General features: G+C 61.0%; 14 protein-coding genes. 8 read left to right on the top strand and 6 right to left on the bottom strand.

Annotated elements, in window-relative coordinates:
* The first annotated feature begins 86 nt into the window (after positions 1-86).
* Entirely contained in the window at positions 87-1,028 is a 942-nt protein-coding gene (locus TX23_RS07250; protein ID WP_057701606.1) for an AEC family transporter, read from the top strand.
* Here the strand turns inward: TX23_RS07250 and TX23_RS07245 are convergent.
* From TX23_RS07245 to gatC, 6 genes are all read right to left on the bottom strand, one after another.
* Positions 1,025-1,405, bottom strand: a complete 381-nt coding sequence (locus tag TX23_RS07245) for a carboxymuconolactone decarboxylase family protein (RefSeq protein ID WP_057701605.1) — start codon at positions 1,403-1,405, stop codon at positions 1,025-1,027. The genes TX23_RS07250 and TX23_RS07245 overlap by 4 nt on opposite strands.
* A complete protein-coding gene (locus TX23_RS07240) occupies positions 1,402-2,481 on the bottom strand; it encodes a calcium/sodium antiporter (protein ID WP_057701604.1) in 1,080 nt (359 codons plus the stop codon). The genes TX23_RS07245 and TX23_RS07240 overlap by 4 nt, the downstream gene beginning before the upstream one ends.
* Positions 2,482-2,507: 26 nt before the next feature.
* On the bottom strand, positions 2,508-2,879 hold the full coding sequence (locus TX23_RS07235; RefSeq protein WP_057701603.1) for a septal ring lytic transglycosylase RlpA family protein: 372 nt from the start codon (positions 2,877-2,879) through the stop codon (positions 2,508-2,510).
* A gap of 107 nt (positions 2,880-2,986) precedes the next feature.
* Positions 2,987-4,432, bottom strand: a complete 1,446-nt coding sequence (gatB, locus tag TX23_RS07230; RefSeq protein ID WP_057701602.1) for an Asp-tRNA(Asn)/Glu-tRNA(Gln) amidotransferase subunit GatB — start codon at positions 4,430-4,432, stop codon at positions 2,987-2,989.
* Between the two features lie 10 nt (positions 4,433-4,442).
* The gene (gene gatA, locus TX23_RS07225; RefSeq protein ID WP_057701601.1) at positions 4,443-5,894 is read right to left on the bottom strand and encodes an Asp-tRNA(Asn)/Glu-tRNA(Gln) amidotransferase subunit GatA; all 1,452 of its coding nucleotides are present in this window, start codon (positions 5,892-5,894) and stop codon (positions 4,443-4,445) included.
* A gap of 16 nt (positions 5,895-5,910) precedes the next feature.
* Positions 5,911-6,198, bottom strand: a complete 288-nt coding sequence (gene gatC, locus TX23_RS07220) for an Asp-tRNA(Asn)/Glu-tRNA(Gln) amidotransferase subunit GatC (protein WP_003188556.1) — start codon at positions 6,196-6,198, stop codon at positions 5,911-5,913.
* 210 nt (positions 6,199-6,408) lie between these two features.
* Between gatC and mreB the strand changes: the two genes are divergently transcribed.
* The 7 genes from mreB (at position 6,409) to TX23_RS07185 (ending at position 16,140) form a co-directional block, all read left to right on the top strand.
* On the top strand, positions 6,409-7,446 hold the full coding sequence (gene mreB, locus TX23_RS07215; RefSeq protein WP_002555108.1) for a rod shape-determining protein MreB: 1,038 nt from the start codon (positions 6,409-6,411) through the stop codon (positions 7,444-7,446).
* Between the two features lie 139 nt (positions 7,447-7,585).
* A complete protein-coding gene (gene mreC, locus TX23_RS07210; protein ID WP_082629583.1) occupies positions 7,586-8,686 on the top strand; it encodes a rod shape-determining protein MreC in 1,101 nt (366 codons plus the stop codon).
* Positions 8,686-9,174: a rod shape-determining protein MreD gene (gene mreD / locus TX23_RS07205; protein WP_003188558.1), complete on the top strand. Its 489-nt coding sequence runs from the start codon at positions 8,686-8,688 to the stop codon at positions 9,172-9,174. Before mreC ends, mreD begins: the two co-directional genes overlap by 1 nt.
* Before the next feature lie 50 nt (positions 9,175-9,224).
* Positions 9,225-9,821 carry a Maf family protein gene (locus TX23_RS07200; RefSeq protein ID WP_057701599.1) on the top strand — a complete coding sequence of 199 codons (597 nt, stop codon included), beginning with the start codon at positions 9,225-9,227 and terminating at the stop codon, positions 9,819-9,821.
* A gap of 70 nt (positions 9,822-9,891) precedes the next feature.
* Positions 9,892-11,349 carry a ribonuclease G gene (gene rng / locus TX23_RS07195; RefSeq protein WP_003188562.1) on the top strand — a complete coding sequence of 486 codons (1,458 nt, stop codon included), beginning with the start codon at positions 9,892-9,894 and terminating at the stop codon, positions 11,347-11,349.
* Positions 11,350-11,427: 78 nt separating this feature from the next.
* Positions 11,428-15,243, top strand: a complete 3,816-nt coding sequence (locus TX23_RS07190; protein WP_057701598.1) for a YhdP family protein — start codon at positions 11,428-11,430, stop codon at positions 15,241-15,243.
* 48 nt (positions 15,244-15,291) lie between these two features.
* The gene (locus TX23_RS07185) at positions 15,292-16,140 is read left to right on the top strand and encodes a carbon-nitrogen hydrolase family protein (protein WP_057701597.1); all 849 of its coding nucleotides are present in this window, start codon (positions 15,292-15,294) and stop codon (positions 16,138-16,140) included.
* Positions 16,141-16,146: the final 6 nt, after the last annotated feature.

Here is a 16,146-nt window from a genome sequence, read left to right as displayed (position 1 = left end):
ACATTTGAATGGCGTTGCCCACACGAACCCGCTCGTACTGGCTTATCATTAGCCAACTCACGACGCCCACCAAGGTTCTCTCCGGCATGCTGGCAATCTTCCTTACCACCCTCACCATCACCGCGCCGGTGTTTGCCATGCTGTTCCTGGGTGTGCTGCTCAAGCGCATCAATTGGATCAACGACAACTTTATCCACACCGCTTCGTCCCTGGTGTTCAACGTCACCATGCCGGCGCTGTTGTTCCTGGGCATCCTGCATGCCGACCTGCACGCGGCCCTCAAGCCGGGTTTGCTGATTTACTTTGCCGTCGCCACCCTGGCGAGTTTCGCTTTGGCCTGGGGCTGGGCGATCTTTCGCTGCAAGCGTGAAGACCGGGGCATCTATGCCCAGGGTGCGTTTCGCGGCAACAACGGGGTGATCGGCCTGGCGTTGGCTGCCAGTATGTACGGCGACTACGGTATCTCCCTGGGCGCAATCCTCGCGGCGCTGGTCATCCTGCTCTACAACACGCTGTCGACCATTGTGCTGGCGGTGTACAGCCCGGTGATCAAGTCCGACCCGTGGAGCATTTTCAAGAGTGTGGTGGCTAACCCGCTGATCATCAGCGTGATCGTCGCAGCGCCGTTCGCGTACTTTCAGATCAGCTTGCCCGGCTGGTTCGAAAAATCCTTGCAGTACCTGTCGGATACCACGCTGCCGTTGGCGTTGATTTGCATCGGCGGCACCTTGTCCATGGCTGCGCTGCGCAAGAGCGGCAACATGGCGTTGAGTGCGAGCCTGATGAAGATGATCTGGTTGCCGGTGATCGCAACCCTGGGTGCCTGGTTGCTGGGCTTTCGCGGGCCGGAGCTGGGGATTCTGTTCCTGTACTTCGGCGCGCCGACAGCCGCGGCCAGCTTCGTGATGGCCAGGGCGGCGCAAGGCAATCATGAGCTGGCGGCGGCGATTATCGTGATCACTACGCTGATGGCGGCGGTGACCACCAATATCGGGATTTTCGTATTGCAGGCGGGTGGCTGGATCTAGGTGTCTTTCTGGTAGCTTTCGATCACTTCCTGTGCCGCCCGAAAGGCATCAATCGCCGCCGGCACACCGGCATACACCGCGCAGTGCAGCAGCGCTTCGCGAATCTCGTCTACCGTGCAGCCATTATTCAGTGCACCGCGCACATGGCCCTTGAGTTCCTGCGGGCATTTGAGGGCTGTCAGAGCGGCGAGGGTGATCAGGCTGCGGGTCTTGAGCGGCAAGCCGTCGCGGTTCCAGACCGCGCCCCACGCATGTTCATTGACGAAGTCCTGCAGCGGCTGGGTGAACGCCGTGGCATTGCCCAGGGCACGGTCGACGAACACATCGCCCATGACCTGACGACGCACCTCTACGCCTGGTTTTTTCTGATCGGTCATTTCGTTTCCCTCTTGTGTTGGCGGTGCCAGGCGCGCACAGAGGTGAACAACAGCAAAGCCACCAACGCCGGCAGGACGTAATACAGCATCAATTGTTCAAGCTTGTTGGCCAGGGGCATACCGGTGGTGAACGCCATCACGTGCAGCCCGTACGCCAGGTACAGCCCCAGCAGCACCAGCCCTTCGATACGCGTCACGCGGTAGCCGGTATAGAACACCGGCAGGCACAGGATGATTGCACCGAGCATCACTGGCAAATCGAAGTCCAGTGCGTTGGGTGATACCGACAGCGGCGATGGCGCCACCAGTGCGGTAAAGCCGAGCACGCCCAGCAGGTTGAACAGGTTGCTGCCGATCACGTTGCCCACCGCAATTTCCCGCTCGCCGCGCAAGGCAGCGATCAGCGACGTGGCGAGGCAGGGCAACGAGGTACCCACGCCGATGAGCGTCAGGCCGATGACCCGCTCCGACAATCCCAGGTCGCCCGCCACTTCCACCGCTGCGCCGAGCAGCAAATGCCCGGCCAGTACCAGCACCAACAGCCCGCTGAACATCAGCAATGCACTGCTCAACCAGGGCGCCTTGGCCACCGTATCCAGAGTGCGCGGGCGGCGTGAGTGACGTGTCTGGTAGTGCAGCACGCCAAGGTAGGCCACCAATGCCACTAGCAGCAAAACGCCATCGAGTGGTGTCAGCACCTCATTGGCAGCCAGGATAAACACCAGCAGGCCAGCGAAAATCATCACCGGGATATCCACGCGCACCAGCTGCCGCGAGACCCGCAATGGAATGATCAAGGCCGACAGGCCCAGGGTGACGAGGATATTGAAAATGCTGCTGCCAATCACGCTGCCCACGGCGATATCGGTATTGCCGGCCAGCGTGGCTTGCAGGCTGACGGCCATCTGCGGCGCGCTGCTGCCGAAGGCGACAACGCTCAAGCCGATGATCAGCGGCCGCACCTTGAGGCTGGCCGCCAGGCGCACGGCGGCACGTACCAGGATCTCTGCGCCAACGATCAGCAGCAGTAAGCCGCCGACCAGTTCCAGCAGGCTCCAGGGCGAAAGGGCGTTCAATCCGAAAATACTCAAGGGTGCCTCGATCAGTTGTTCAGGGCTTGCACGCGAACCCGGGCGGTGCCGCTGCCCAGCATACGCAGTTGCTCGGCAGCCTTGCGGGAAACGTCGATCAGGCGTCCACGGGTATGCGGGCCGCGGTCATTGATGCGTACCACGACCGATCGGTCGTTGTTCAGGTTGGTGACTTTGACCCGGGTGCCGAAGGGCAGGCGCCGATGCGCAGCGGTCAAAGCGTTCTGGTTGAAGGGTTCACCACTGGCGGTTCTTTTGCCATGGTGCTTGGCGCCGTAATAGGAGGCGGTGCCGGTTTCGTCGTAGCCGTTGGGGTCGATGAGGCCGCTGGCGCAACCGGTCAGCAGGGAGGACAAGGCCAGCAGGCCGAGTAGACGCTTCATTTCAAGATGTCCCCAATTACAAATGTGGAGGGGGCTATGTGGGAGGGGGCCCACTCCCACAGGGGTTGGAGCCAGACCTTGAAGTCTGCTCCAACCATTCACCGCAATCAGCCTTCGAGCTTGCTTTTGAGCAGTTCGTTCACCTGTTGCGGGTTGGCCTTGCCCTTGGAGGCTTTCATGGCCTGGCCGACAAAGAAGCCGAACATCTTGCCGCGCTTGGCTTCGTCTGCGGCGCGGTATTGCTCGACCTGTTCGGCATTCGCCGCGAGCATTTCATCGAGTACGGCCGAGATCGCGCCGCTGTCGGTGACTTGCTTGAGGCCACGCTTCTCGATGATGTCGTCGGCGTTGCCTTCACCTGCGGCCATCGCTTCGAACACCGTCTTGGCGATTTTGCCGGAGATGGTGTTGTCCTTGATGCGCAGCAGCATCCCGCCCAGTTGTTCGGCGGTGACGGGGGCTTCATCGATTTCCAGGCCCTGTTTGTTCAACAGGCTGCCCAGCTCGACCATCACCCAGTTGGCCGCCAGCTTGGCGTCGCCGGCGATGCTCACGACTTTTTCGAAGTAGTTGGCTTGTTCACGGCTGGAGGCCAATACGCTGGCATCGTAGACCGACAGGCCGAACTGCTCCTGGAAGCGCTCGCGTTTTTGCTGCGGCAATTCCGGCAGGGTGGCGCGGATATCGTTGAGGAACGAATCCTCCAGCACCACCGGCAACAGGTCCGGGTCGGGGAAGTAACGGTAGTCGTTGGCTTCCTCCTTGCTGCGCATGGCGCGGGTTTCGTCTTTGTTCGGGTCGTACAGGCGCGTTTGCTGGATGACCTTGCCGCCGTCTTCGATCAGCTCGATCTGGCGACGTACTTCGCTGTTGATCGCCTTCTCGATGAAGCGGAACGAGTTGACGTTCTTGATCTCGCAGCGGGTGCCGAACTCAACCTGGCCCTTTGGCCGGATCGACACGTTGCAGTCGCAACGCAGCGAGCCTTCGGCCATGTTGCCGTCGCAGATGCCCAGGTAGCGCACCAGCGCGTGGATGGTCTTTACGTAGGCCACGGCTTCCTTGGCGCTGCGCATGTCCGGTTCGGAGACGATTTCCAGCAGCGGCGTACCGGCACGGTTCAGGTCGATACCGGTAGCGCCCGGGAATTCTTCGTGCAGGCTTTTGCCGGCGTCTTCTTCCAGGTGCGCACGGGTGACGCCGACGCGCTTGATGGTGCCGTCTTCCAGGGGAATGTCCAGGTGGCCCTTGCCGACAATCGGCAGTTCCATCTGGCTGATCTGGTAGCCCTTGGGCAGGTCCGGGTAGAAGTAGTTCTTGCGCGCGAACACGTTGTGCTGGCCGATCTCGGCGTCAATCGCCAAGCCGAACATCACCGCCATGCGCACCGCTTCCTGGTTCAGCACCGGCAATACGCCGGGCATGCCCAGGTCTACCAGGCTGGCCTGGGTATTGGGCTCGGAGCCGAACGTGGTGGCGCTACCGGAGAAAATCTTCGATTGGGTGGCGAGCTGGGTATGAATCTCCAGCCCGATCACAACTTCCCATTGCATAGTGTTCTCCTCAGAAGCCGGTAGGGGTGCGGGTGTGCCAGTCGGTGTTCAACTGGTACTGGTGCGCCACATTGAGCAGGCGGCCTTCCTGGAAATATGGGGCGAGCAATTGCACGCCCACCGGCAGGCCATCGACGAAACCTGCGGGCATGGACAAGCCCGGCAAGCCCGCGAGGTTGGCGGTGATGGTGTAGAGGTCTTCCAGGTACTCGGCGATCGGGTCGCCGGTCTTGGCGCCGATCTTCCATGCCGGGTTTGGCGTGGTTGGGCCGAGGATCACGTCGACTTCTTCAAAGGCGGCCATGAAGTCGTTCTTGATCAGGCGGCGAATTTTCTGCGCCTTGAGGTAGTACGCGTCGTAGTAGCCGGCCGACAGGGCGTAGGCCCCGACCATGATCCGGCGCTGCACTTCACTGCCGAAGCCTTCGCCACGGGAGCGTTTGTACAGGTCGGTGAGGTCTTTCGGGTTCTCGCAGCGATAGCCGAAGCGCACGCCGTCGAAACGCGACAGATTGGAAGAGGCCTCGGCCGGCGCGATTACGTAGTAGGCGGGAATCGCGTGCTGGTTGTTCGGCAGGCTGATTTCCTTGATCACGGCGCCAAGCTTTTCCAGCTCTTTGATGCTGTTCTGCACCAGTTCGGCGATACGCGGGTCGAGGCCGGCGCTGAAGTATTCCTTCGGCACGCCGATGCGCAGGCCCTTGATCGAGGTGTTCAGGCCGGCGCTGTAGTCCGGAACCGGCTCATCGATGCTGGTGGAGTCCTGTTTATCGAAGCCTGCCATGCCTTGTAACAATATTGCGCAGTCTTCAGCCGTGCGTGCCAGAGGGCCGCCCTGATCGAGACTTGAGGCGTAGGCGATCATGCCCCAGCGGGAAACGCGACCGTAGGTCGGCTTCAGGCCGGTGAGGTTGGTGAAGGCGGCTGGCTGGCGGATCGAACCGCCGGTATCGGTGGCGGTAGCGGCCGGCAGGAAGCGTGCGGCCACGGCCGCAGCCGAACCTCCGGACGAACCACCCGGCACGTGTTCCAGGTTCCACGGGTTTTTCACTGCGCCGTAGTAGCTGGACTCGTTGGCCGAACCCATGGCGAATTCGTCCATGTTGGTCTTGCCCAGGGTCACGGCCCCGGCGGCGGCCAGCTTGGCGACCACGGTGGCGTCGTAGGGCGCCTTGAAGTTGTCGAGCATCTTCGAGCCGCAGCTGGTGCGAATGCCCTGGGTGCAGAACAGGTCCTTGTGGGCGATCGGTGCGCCGAGCAGCGCGCCGTTCTCACCGTTGGCGCGACGTGCGTCGGCGGCCTTGGCCTGGCTCAGGGCCAGCTCCTCGGTGAGGCTGATGAAGCTGTTGACCTTCGGATCGAGCGCGGCGATACGCGCCAGCAAGGTCTGGGTCAGCTCTTCGGAAGAAAACGATTTGTCGGCGAGACCGCGGGCGATCTCGGCCAGAGTCATGTGATGCATGAAAGGCTCTTTCCCTTTAGTCGATGACTTTCGGAACCAGGTACAGGCCGTTTTCGACCGCTGGCGCGATGGACTGGTAAGCCTCGCGGTTATTGCGCTCGGTCACGACGTCTGCGCGCAGGCGCTGACTGGCTTCCAGCGGGTGAGCCAGGGGCTCGATGCCGTCGGTATTGACGGCCTGCATTTGGTCAACCAGCCCGAGAATGCTGTTCAGGGCTGCGGTGGTCTGTGGAAGATCGGCATCATTGAGGCCAAGCGAGGCCAGATGCGCGATTTTTTCCACGTCGGAGCGTTCAAGCGCCATGGGATTCTCCAGTGGAAAACAGAACGGAAGGCGTCCGTGTGTTAGATTGTCGGAACACTACCGCATTTCTACGGTCATATGGCCGCGATTGTGGGGGTTGGTGCACAGAAAGTCGGCCAATTTAGCACATTGGCGCCTTGCCCAAAATCCCTGTCGTTGTTAGAGTTTGCCGCACTTTTTTACCCACGCGTTGCCTAGGGTCCCTTTCCCATGTTCAAGAAACTGCGTGGCATGTTTTCCAGCGATCTTTCCATTGACCTGGGCACTGCCAACACCCTTATTTACGTGCGCGAGCGCGGTATCGTTCTGAATGAGCCATCGGTTGTGGCCATTCGGACCCATGGTAATCAGAAAAGTGTCGTTGCCGTTGGCACCGAGGCCAAGCGCATGCTCGGCCGTACACCAGGCAATATTGCTGCCATTCGTCCGATGAAGGATGGCGTGATCGCCGATTTCAGCGTCTGCGAGAAGATGCTGCAGTACTTCATCAACAAGGTTCACGAAAACAGTTTTCTGCAGCCCAGCCCTCGTGTGCTGATCTGCGTGCCGTGCAAGTCTACTCAGGTTGAGCGTCGTGCCATCCGTGAATCGGCCCTTGGCGCCGGTGCCCGCGAAGTATTCCTGATCGAAGAGCCGATGGCGGCTGCGATCGGTGCCGGCCTGCCGGTTGAAGAAGCCCGCGGCTCGATGGTGGTGGATATCGGTGGTGGTACTACCGAAATCGCCCTGATTTCCCTGAACGGTGTGGTGTATGCCGAATCCGTACGCGTGGGCGGCGACCGTTTCGACGAAGCGATCATCACGTATGTGCGTCGCAACTACGGCAGCCTGATCGGCGAATCCACCGCCGAGCGCATCAAGCAGGAAATCGGCACCGCTTACCCGGGCGGCGAAGTTCGCGAAGTCGATGTTCGCGGTCGCAACCTGGCCGAAGGCGTCCCACGTGCCTTTACCCTGAACTCCAATGAAGTGCTGGAAGCTCTGCAAGAGTCCCTGGCCACCATCGTTCAGGCCGTGAAGAGCGCCCTGGAGCAATCGCCGCCGGAGCTGGCTTCCGATATCGCCGAGCGTGGCCTGGTGCTGACCGGTGGTGGCGCCTTGCTGCGTGACCTCGACAAGCTGCTGGCCCAGGAAACCGGTCTGCCGGTGATCGTCGCCGAAGACCCGCTGACCTGCGTTGCTCGTGGTGGTGGTCGTGCGCTGGAAATGATGGATAAACACACCATGGATCTGCTCTCCAGCGAATAAGATTGCCTGGATGGTTCATGCTTCGTCGGCAGGCAGCACTTTGCAGTGCTGCCTGTTGGCGTTTATCTTCTTCAATCTGCATCCAGGCCGGTTTGATGCCGTATGAATAAAGAGAACATTTGCCTGGGAGGAGCGGCTTATTAAACCGCTTTTCGCCAAAGGCCCCTCATTGGGCGTGCGCTTATTGGTGCTGACCGTGCTTTCGGTTGCGCTGATGGTGGTCGATGCCCGCTTTGCACTGCTCAAGCCCGTGCGTAGCCAGATGTCGCTGGTGTTGATGCAGACTTACTGGATCACCGACCTGCCACAACGTCTCTACCAGGGCGTGGCCAGCCAATTCGGCAGCCGCACCGAGCTGGTCGCCGAGAACGAAAAACTCAAGACTGAAAACCTGCTGTTGCAGGGGCGCATGCAAAAGCTGGCGGCCCTCACCGAGCAGAACGTTCGGCTGCGCGAGTTGCTCAATTCTTCCGCGTTGGTCAACGAAAAGGTCGAAGTGGCCGAGTTGATCGGCATGGACCCCAATCCGTTCACTCATCGCATCATCATCAACAAGGGTGAGCGCGACGGTGTGGTCCTTGGCCAGCCGGTGCTCGATGCCCGCGGCCTGATGGGCCAGGTGGTGGAGTTGATGCCCTACACCTCGCGCGTTCTGCTGCTGACGGACACGACCCACAGCATTCCGGTGCAGGTCAACCGCAACGGCTTGCGCGCGATTGCCAGCGGCACCGGCAACCCCGAACGCCTCGAACTGCGCCATGTCGCCGACACCGCGGATATCAAGGAAGGCGATCTGCTGGTCAGTTCCGGCCTGGGCCAGCGCTTCCCGGCTGGCTACCCGGTGGCGACGGTCAAGGAAGTGATCCACGATTCCGGTCAGCCATTCGCTATCGTGCGGGCCGTGCCGACTGCCGCCCTCAATCGCAGCCGCTACCTGCTGCTGGTGTTCAGCGACAACCGCACCCCGGAAGAGCGCGCCAACGACGCTGCCCAGGCCCAGGAAGCAGAAGATCAGCAGAACGGCACCGCTCCAATCGTCCCGGCTACCGTGCCCAAGCCGGCGTTCGTCGGGCCACCAGCGCCTGCGGCCACACCGGCCCCTGCGGCAACCGCAGCGCCTGTCGCTACGCCAGCCAAGCCTGCGGCACACAGTGCACGCCCGGCTAAACCGGCGGCGACCAGCGCGCCTGCAAGGCCTGCGACAACCGCTCCGGCCACCACACGGCAGAGGGAGGAGTAATGGCCGGTACTCATTCGCGTAATGGCTGGATCGTCTGGCTGACCTTCGCCATTGGCTTGCTGCTCAGCGTTTCGCCGCTGCCGCAATTCATGGAAATCCTGCGCCCGCTCTGGCTGGCCTTGTTGCTGGCGTTCTGGTCGTTGAACCTGCCGCACAAGGTGGGCATGGTCACGGCGATGTGCCTGGGCTTGGCGGAGGATGTGCTCTATGGCACGTTGCTGGGCCAGAATGCGTTGATCCTGACCCTGATTACCTTCCTGGTGCTGTCGTTGCAACAGCGCCTGCGCATGTTCCCGATGTGGCAGCAGTGCCTGGTGATCCTGGTAATCTTCGGCCTGGCGCAACTGGTGCAACTGTGGCTGAGCGCCTTGACCGGCAATCGTCAGCCTACGCTGGCGTTGGTCTTGCCGGCGCTGGTCAGCGCATTGCTGTGGCCCTGGATCAGTTTTGGCCTGCGCGGGCTGCGTCGTCGCTATAAAATCAATTGAATGGTTGCGAGGCTCTGCCTGGTTATCGAACTCAACAGGGAGAGGCTGCAATGAATTCGCTTTACCTGGCCTCGGGCTCCCCGCGGCGACGTGAGCTGTTGACCCAGATCGGTGTGCCCTTCACCGTGGTCAATGCCGCTATTGATGAAACCCCTCTTGCCAACGAGCCTGCCGTTGCCTATGTCGAGCGCCTTGCGCGCGGCAAGGCGACGGCGGGTTTTATTGCGCTTGGCCAAACCTTGGGCGCCTGTGTATTGGGCGCCGATACGGCTGTAATCGTGGATGGCCAGATCCTGGGCAAGCCCGTTGACCAGGCTGATGCGCTGGCGATGCTGATGGCGCTTTCCGGTCGAGAACATGAAGTGCTCACCGCCATTGCCCTGACTGACGGCCAGCGCTGCGAAACCCGATGTGTAAGCAGTCGTGTACGTTTTCGCGAGGTTTCTGTTCAGGAGGCTACCGCCTACTGGCACAGTGGCGAACCGCAGGACAAGGCCGGCGGCTATGCTATCCAAGGGTTGGGTTCGGTGTTCGTTGCCGGGCTCAATGGCAGTTATTCCGCGGTGGTGGGCCTGCCTGTGTGCGAAACCGCGCAACTCCTGGCGCAATTCGGCATACCCTGTTGGCAAAACCTTACCGTGCGCTGAACGTCGTCCTCCAGCGCCCAGCCTTAAGCGACCGGTCACTATTGTGAAAACGCCTGAACGAGACCCAGCCATGAGTGAAGAGATTCTGATCAATATCACGCCGATGGAATCGCGCGTGGCGGTGGTAGAGAACGGTGTTCTGCAAGAAGTGCATGTCGAGCGCACCCAGAAGCGCGGGATTGTCGGCAATATCTACAAGGGCAAGGTGGTGCGCGTACTGCCAGGTATGCAGGCGGCATTCGTCGATATCGGCCTGGACCGCGCTGCGTTTATCCACGCTTCGGAAATTTCCCTGCGTGAAGGCCCAGCGGTGGAAAGCATCAGCGCCCTGGTGCACGAAGGGCAGAGCCTGGTGGTACAAGTCACCAAGGACCCAATCGGTTCCAAAGGCGCACGCTTGACCACCCAGTTGTCGATCCCCTCGCGCTACCTGGTGTACATGCCGCGCACCGCCCATGTCGGCATTTCCCTTAAGATCGAAGACGAAGCCGAGCGCGAACGCCTGAAAAAGGTGGTCAGCGACTGCGTGGCTGCCGAGGGCATCAAGGAAGCGGGCGGTTTTATCCTGCGTACGGCCGCTGAAGGCGCCGGTGCCGACGAAATTCTCATGGATATTCGCTACCTGCGGCGCCTGTGGGACCAGATCGACGCACAGATCAAAACCATCGGTGCGCCCAGCGTCATCTATGAAGACCTGGGCCTGGCGCTGCGCACGCTGCGCGACCTGGTCAGCCCGAAGATCGAGAAAATCCGCATCGACTCGCGGGAAACCTTCCAGCGCACCACGCAATTTGTGGCCGAGCTAATGCCGGAAATTGCCGACCGCCTGGAGCACTACCCTGGCGAGCGGCCGATCTTCGACCTGTATGGCGTTGAAGACGAAATCCAGAAAGCCCTGGAGCGCAAGGTGCCGCTCAAGTCCGGCGGCTACCTGGTGGTGGACCCGGCCGAAGCCATGACTACCATCGACGTCAACACCGGCGCATTCGTGGGCCATCGCAACCTCGAAGAGACCATCTTCAAGACCAATCTGGAAGCGGCCACCGCTATTGCTCGCCAACTGCGGCTGCGTAACCTGGGCGGCATCATCATCATCGACTTCATCGACATGGAAGACGAAGAGCATCAGCGCCAGGTGTTGCGCACCCTCGAAAAGCAGCTGGAGCGCGATCACGCCAAGACCAACATCATCGGCATCACCGAGCTGGGGCTGGTGCAGATGACCCGCAAACGCACCCGCGAAAGCCTTGAGCAGGTGCTGTGCGAACCGTGCAGCAGTTGCCAGGGGCGGGGTAAATTGAAGACCCCGGAAACCGTTTGCTACGAAATTTTCCGCGAAATCCTGCGTGAGGCACGTGCCTATCAGGCCGAGGGTTATAGAGTGCTTGCCAATCAAAAAGTGGTCGATCGGCTGCTGGACGAAGAGTCGGGCAACGTCGCCGAGCTGGAAAGCTTTATCGGGCGCACGATTCGTTTCCAGGTCGAAACCATGTATTCCCAGGAACAATACGACGTGGTGCTGCTCTGATCCCCAATTGCTTGCCTTATTCGAGACCGGCAGACCTTGATCTGCCGTCCGCCAACTGTTTTTTGAGGGTCGCCTGACATGGAGCGTCTGATACGCTTTTTTGCCGCTTTGACCCGCTGGGGCCTGGGCCTGTGTGCGTTGCTGCTGGTATTGGCGGCGGTGTACGTAAGCCTGGGACGTGAATTGACCCCATTGGTCGCCGAATATCGCGCCGAAATCGAAGCCAAGGCCCAGGCTGCAGTGGATACACCGCTGCATGTCGGCAGTCTCGAAGGCCGCTGGAGCGGGTTTGCCCCGGTATTGCTGGCCCACGATGTGATGGTCGGCGAGGGCAGCAGTGCCTTGCGCCTGGACCAGGTGGAAGTGGTGCCGGATATGTGGGCCAGCCTGTTGGCCCGTGAGGTGCGCATCGCTCATCTGCAAGTCAGCGGCCTGCAACTGAGCGTCAAGGAAGACCAGGACGGCCGCTGGACGCTGCAAGGCTTGCCGGTGCAGGACGACCAACCGCTGGACCCGCAACAATTGCTGACGCGCATGCAAATGGTCAAACGCGTATCGGTGCTCAATAGTCAGGTTACTTTGCAACCCTTCGACCAGGCGCCGGTGACCGTGACCTATGTGGGCCTGAGCCTGCATACCGGTATGAGCCAACAGCGTCTGGATGCGCGTCTGACCTTGCCCGATGGCCAGCCGCTTGCCGTCAGCCTGCGTAGCCGTATTCGGGCCAGCCAGTGGAAAGACGCAGAGATCGACGCCTACTTGAGCCTGCCGCAAAGCGACTGGGCCAAGTGGATTCCCGCCCGGCTGACCCAGCAATGGAAACTCACGCAGCTCAAGGCTGGTGGTGAGTTTTGGCTCAGTTGGGCCAAAGGCACTGTGCAAAGCGCTGTGGTACGTCTCAATTCGCCGCAAGTGAAGGGCAGCTACGCCGACCGCAAGCCCGCGCACCTGGAAAATCTGGCGCTGACGGCCTACCTGCAACGCAGTGACAGTGGCCTTAAGGTGCTATTTGATTCGCTGGCGATGAACATCGGCGAGACCCGCTGGGAGTCGCGCATTCAATTACAGCAAAGCCTGGCGACCGATAAAGAGCAGGAAGTGTGGAAGTTGCAGGCCGATCAGCTTGACCTGACGCCGATCACGCCGCTGCTCAACGCCTTGGCGCCGCTGCCCGAAGGTTTCGCCAAGACCGTCGAGCATCTCAAGGCCACTGGCCTGTTGCGTAATGTGCTGGTGGACTTTCGCCCTCAGGACACCACCGACCAGAAACTCAGTTTTGCCGCCAACCTGGAGCGTGTCGGTTTCGACGCGTATTTCGGTGCGCCAGCTGCACGCAACGTCTCCGGCAGCATCAGTGGCGACCTGGGCCATGGCGAGCTGCGCATGGACAGCAAGGATTTTTCCCTGCATCTGTTCCCCATCTTCGCCAAGCCCTGGCAGTACATCCAGGCCAATGCACGCCTGACCTGGAAACTCGACAAACAGGGTTTTACCCTGATCGCGCCGTACATCAAGGTGCTGGGCGAAGAGGGCAAGGTCGCGGCGGATTTCCTTATCCGCCTGCATTTCGATCATAGCCAGGAAGACTACATGGACCTGCGGGTCGGTATGGTCGACGGCGATGGCCGTTTTACCCCCAAATACTTGCCGGCCGTGTTGAGTCCGGCGCTGGATGAGTGGCTGCGTACCGCGATTCTCAAAGGTGCAGTGGACGAAGGTTTCTTCCAGTACCAGGGTTCGCTGAGCCACAACGCGCTGCCGGCGTCGCGCAATATCAGCCTGTTCTTCAAGGTGCATGACGCCGAGCTCGCTTTCCAGCCGGGTTGGCCCCATGTGAACAAGGTCAATGGTGAAGTGTTCGTCGAGGAAAGCGGCGTGCGCATCCTGGCGAGCAAGGGGCAGTTGCTCGACACCCGGGTCAAGGATGTGTACGTCAATATTCCCCACGCGCCGGCCGGCAAGGACAGTCATCTGCTGCTCACCGGTGGGTTTTCCGGCGGTTTGGGTGATGGTCTGAAAATTCTTCAGGAAGCGCCCATCGGCACCGCGTCCACGTTCGCCGGCTGGAAAGGCGAGGGCGACCTGCAGGGTAGCCTGGACCTGGACATTCCCCTGGCCAAGGGCACTGAGCCCAAGATCGTGGTGGACTTCAAGACCGACAAGGCACGCCTGCAATTGGCCGAGCCGCCCCTGGACCTGACCCAGCTCAAGGGCGATTTTCGCTTTGACAGCGCCAAGGGCCTGAGCGGCCAGAACATCTCGGCCCGGGCATTCGAGCAACCTGTCACTGCGCAGATCTTTGCCGAGGGTAAACCGGGCAATATCAGCACTCGCGTGACTGCCAAGGGCCAGGTGGCGGTCAAGCGCCTCACGGATTGGCTGAACGTCAGCCAGCCGTTGCCGGTGTCCGGCGATATTCCTTACCAGTTGCAGGTTATTCTGGACGGTGCGGACAGTCAGTTGATGGTCAACTCCAACCTCAAGGGTGTTGCGGTGGATCTGCCGGCGCCGTTCGGGATGCCGGCCAGCCAGGGGCGCGACAGCACCTTTCGCATGACGTTGCAGGGCGCTGAGCGACGTTACTGGTTTGATTACGGGGAGCTGGCGAATTTCACCTTTGCAGCGCCGCCGGACAACTTCAATAACGGCCGTGGCGAATTATTCCTCGGCGACGGTGACGCGCTGTTGCCCGGCGCCAAGGGCTTGCGCATTCGTGGCGTGCTGTCGGAACTGGACATCGATCCCTGGAAAAAACTCGTGGATCGCTACGCGGGTAACGACCCAGGTGGCAATGCCAAGCAACTGCTCAGTGGCGCCGACTTCAGGGTCGGCAAGCTGACCGGGTTTGGTACCCAGTTCGACCAGGTCAAGTTGCAGCTTGATCGCAAACCGGCGGCCTGGGGCCTGCAACTCGATAGCCAGCAAGCCAGAGGCACGGTGAACCTGCCCGATGCCAAGGGCGCGCCGATTGCGATCAACCTCAAGTACGTCAAATTGCCCGCCGTGGACCCGACCGCGCAGGCCGACGAAAACGCACCGGACCCTTTGGCCGATATCGACCCCAAAAGCATTCCGGCGCTGGACATCGCCATTGATCAGCTGTTTCAGGGCCCCGATCTGATCGGCGCATGGTCGCTGCGGATTCGTCCGACCGCCAAAGGTTTGGCCTTCAATAACCTGGACCTGGGCCTCAAGGGCATGCTGCTCAAGGGCGCCGGTGGCTGGGAAGGCGCGCCGGGCGCCAGCAGCAGTTGGTACAAGGGCCGTCTTGATGGCAGAAACATCGCCGATGTGCTCAAGGGCTGGGGGTTTGCGCCTACGGTAACCAGTGAGGATTTCCATCTGGACGTGGATGGCCGTTGGCCGGGCTCGCCGGCCTGGGTGGGGCCCAAGCGGTTCTCCGGCAGCCTGGATGCGGCCTTTCGCAAAGGTCAGTTCGTCGAAGTTGATGGGGGCGCCCAGGCCTTGCGGGTGTTTGGCCTGCTTAATTTCAACTCCATTGGCCGGCGTTTGCGTTTGGACTTTTCCGACCTGTTTGGCAAGGGCTTGAGCTACGATCGAGTCAAGGGCTTGCTGGCTGCGAGTAATGGCGTGTTCGTGACCCGTGAACCCATCACGATGACCGGGCCCTCGACCAATCTGGAGCTTAACGGCACCCTGGACCTGGTCGCCGATCGCGTCGACGCCAAGCTGCTGGTCACGTTGCCGGTGACCAACAACCTGCCTATCGCGGCGCTGATTGTCGGTGCGCCTGCTATTGGTGGTGCGTTGTTCCTGATCGACAAACTGATCGGTGATCGTGTGTCGCGCTTCGCCAGTGTGCAATACAAGGTACAAGGGCCATGGAAGGATCCGAAAATCACCTTTGACAAGCCATTTGAAAAGCCAAACTGAGAGCCTGTGGAGTAGCATGGCCCCATGCCCTGTATGGAGTGTCGGTCCATGTCCTTTGCGGTAATTCAAATGGTCAGCCAGAGCGACGTGCTGGCCAACCTCGCCCAGGCCCGCCGCCTGCTGGAGCAGGCGGCGGCGAATGGCGCGAAACTCGCGGTATTGCCGGAGAACTTCGCCGCCATGGGGCGCCGTGACGTGGCCGACATTGGCCGCGCCGAAGCACTGGGTGAAGGCCCGATCCTGCCATGGTTGAAACAGGCCGCCCGCGACCTCACCTTATGGATAGTGGCTGGCACGTTGCCGCTGCCCCCCAGGGACCAGCCCCACGCGAAGGCTAACGCTTGCTCGCTGCTGTTCAATGATCAGGGGGAAATCGTCGCTCGCTATGACAAGCTCCACCTGTTTGATGTGGACGTTGCGGATGCTCGTGGTCGCTACCGCGAATCCGACGACTATGCTTTCGGAAGCAACGTGGTGGTGGCGGATACGCCAGTGGGCCGCGTGGGGCTGACGGTGTGCTATGACTTGCGCTTTCCCGAGCTGTACAGCGAATTACGCGCTGCGGGGGCTGAATTGATTACCGCGCCCTCGGCCTTTACGGCGGTGACCGGGGCCGCCCATTGGGATGTGCTGATTCGGGCGCGGGCCATCGAAACCCAGTGCTACCTGCTGGCGGCGGCTCAAGGCGGTGTGCACCCAGGCCCCCGGGAAACCTTTGGCCACGCGGCGATCATCGACCCTTGGGGGCGGGTGCTGGCACAACAGGACCAAGGCGAAGCGGTGCTACTGGCCGAGCGCGATAGCAGTGAACAAGCGTCAATACGGACGCGTATGCCGGTGGCCAACCACCGGCGCTTTTTCTCGCAGGGCGCGCAGCGGCCTGCTTCAGAACGATGAATTTAA

This window comes from Pseudomonas paralactis, from assembly GCF_001439735.1.
Classification (GTDB): domain Bacteria; phylum Pseudomonadota; class Gammaproteobacteria; order Pseudomonadales; family Pseudomonadaceae; genus Aquipseudomonas; species Aquipseudomonas paralactis.
The sequence above is the reverse complement of the archived record's forward strand: the minus strand, read 5'-3'. Positions and strand labels throughout refer to the sequence as shown.

Bases quoted from the DNA above. Each gene is read 5' to 3' on its own strand.
- TX23_RS07250 (WP_057701606.1), top strand. From the start codon at position 87: ATGCTGGCAATCTTCCTTACCACCCTCACCATCACCGCGCCGGTGTTT.
- TX23_RS07245 (WP_057701605.1), bottom strand. From the start codon at position 1,405: ATGACCGATCAGAAAAAACCAGGCGTAGAGGTGCGTCGTCAGGTCATG.
- TX23_RS07235 (WP_057701603.1), bottom strand. From the start codon at position 2,879: ATGAAGCGTCTACTCGGCCTGCTGGCCTTGTCCTCCCTGCTGACCGGT.
- gatB (WP_057701602.1), bottom strand. From the start codon at position 4,432: ATGCAATGGGAAGTTGTGATCGGGCTGGAGATTCATACCCAGCTCGCC.
- gatA (WP_057701601.1), bottom strand. From the start codon at position 5,894: ATGCATCACATGACTCTGGCCGAGATCGCCCGCGGTCTCGCCGACAAA.
- gatC (WP_003188556.1), bottom strand. From the start codon at position 6,198: ATGGCGCTTGAACGCTCCGACGTGGAAAAAATCGCGCATCTGGCCTCG.
- mreB (WP_002555108.1), top strand. From the start codon at position 6,409: ATGTTCAAGAAACTGCGTGGCATGTTTTCCAGCGATCTTTCCATTGAC.
- mreD (WP_003188558.1), top strand. From the start codon at position 8,686: ATGGCCGGTACTCATTCGCGTAATGGCTGGATCGTCTGGCTGACCTTC.
- TX23_RS07200 (WP_057701599.1), top strand. From the start codon at position 9,225: ATGAATTCGCTTTACCTGGCCTCGGGCTCCCCGCGGCGACGTGAGCTG.
- rng (WP_003188562.1), top strand. From the start codon at position 9,892: ATGAGTGAAGAGATTCTGATCAATATCACGCCGATGGAATCGCGCGTG.
- TX23_RS07190 (WP_057701598.1), top strand. From the start codon at position 11,428: ATGGAGCGTCTGATACGCTTTTTTGCCGCTTTGACCCGCTGGGGCCTG.
- TX23_RS07185 (WP_057701597.1), top strand. From the start codon at position 15,292: ATGTCCTTTGCGGTAATTCAAATGGTCAGCCAGAGCGACGTGCTGGCC.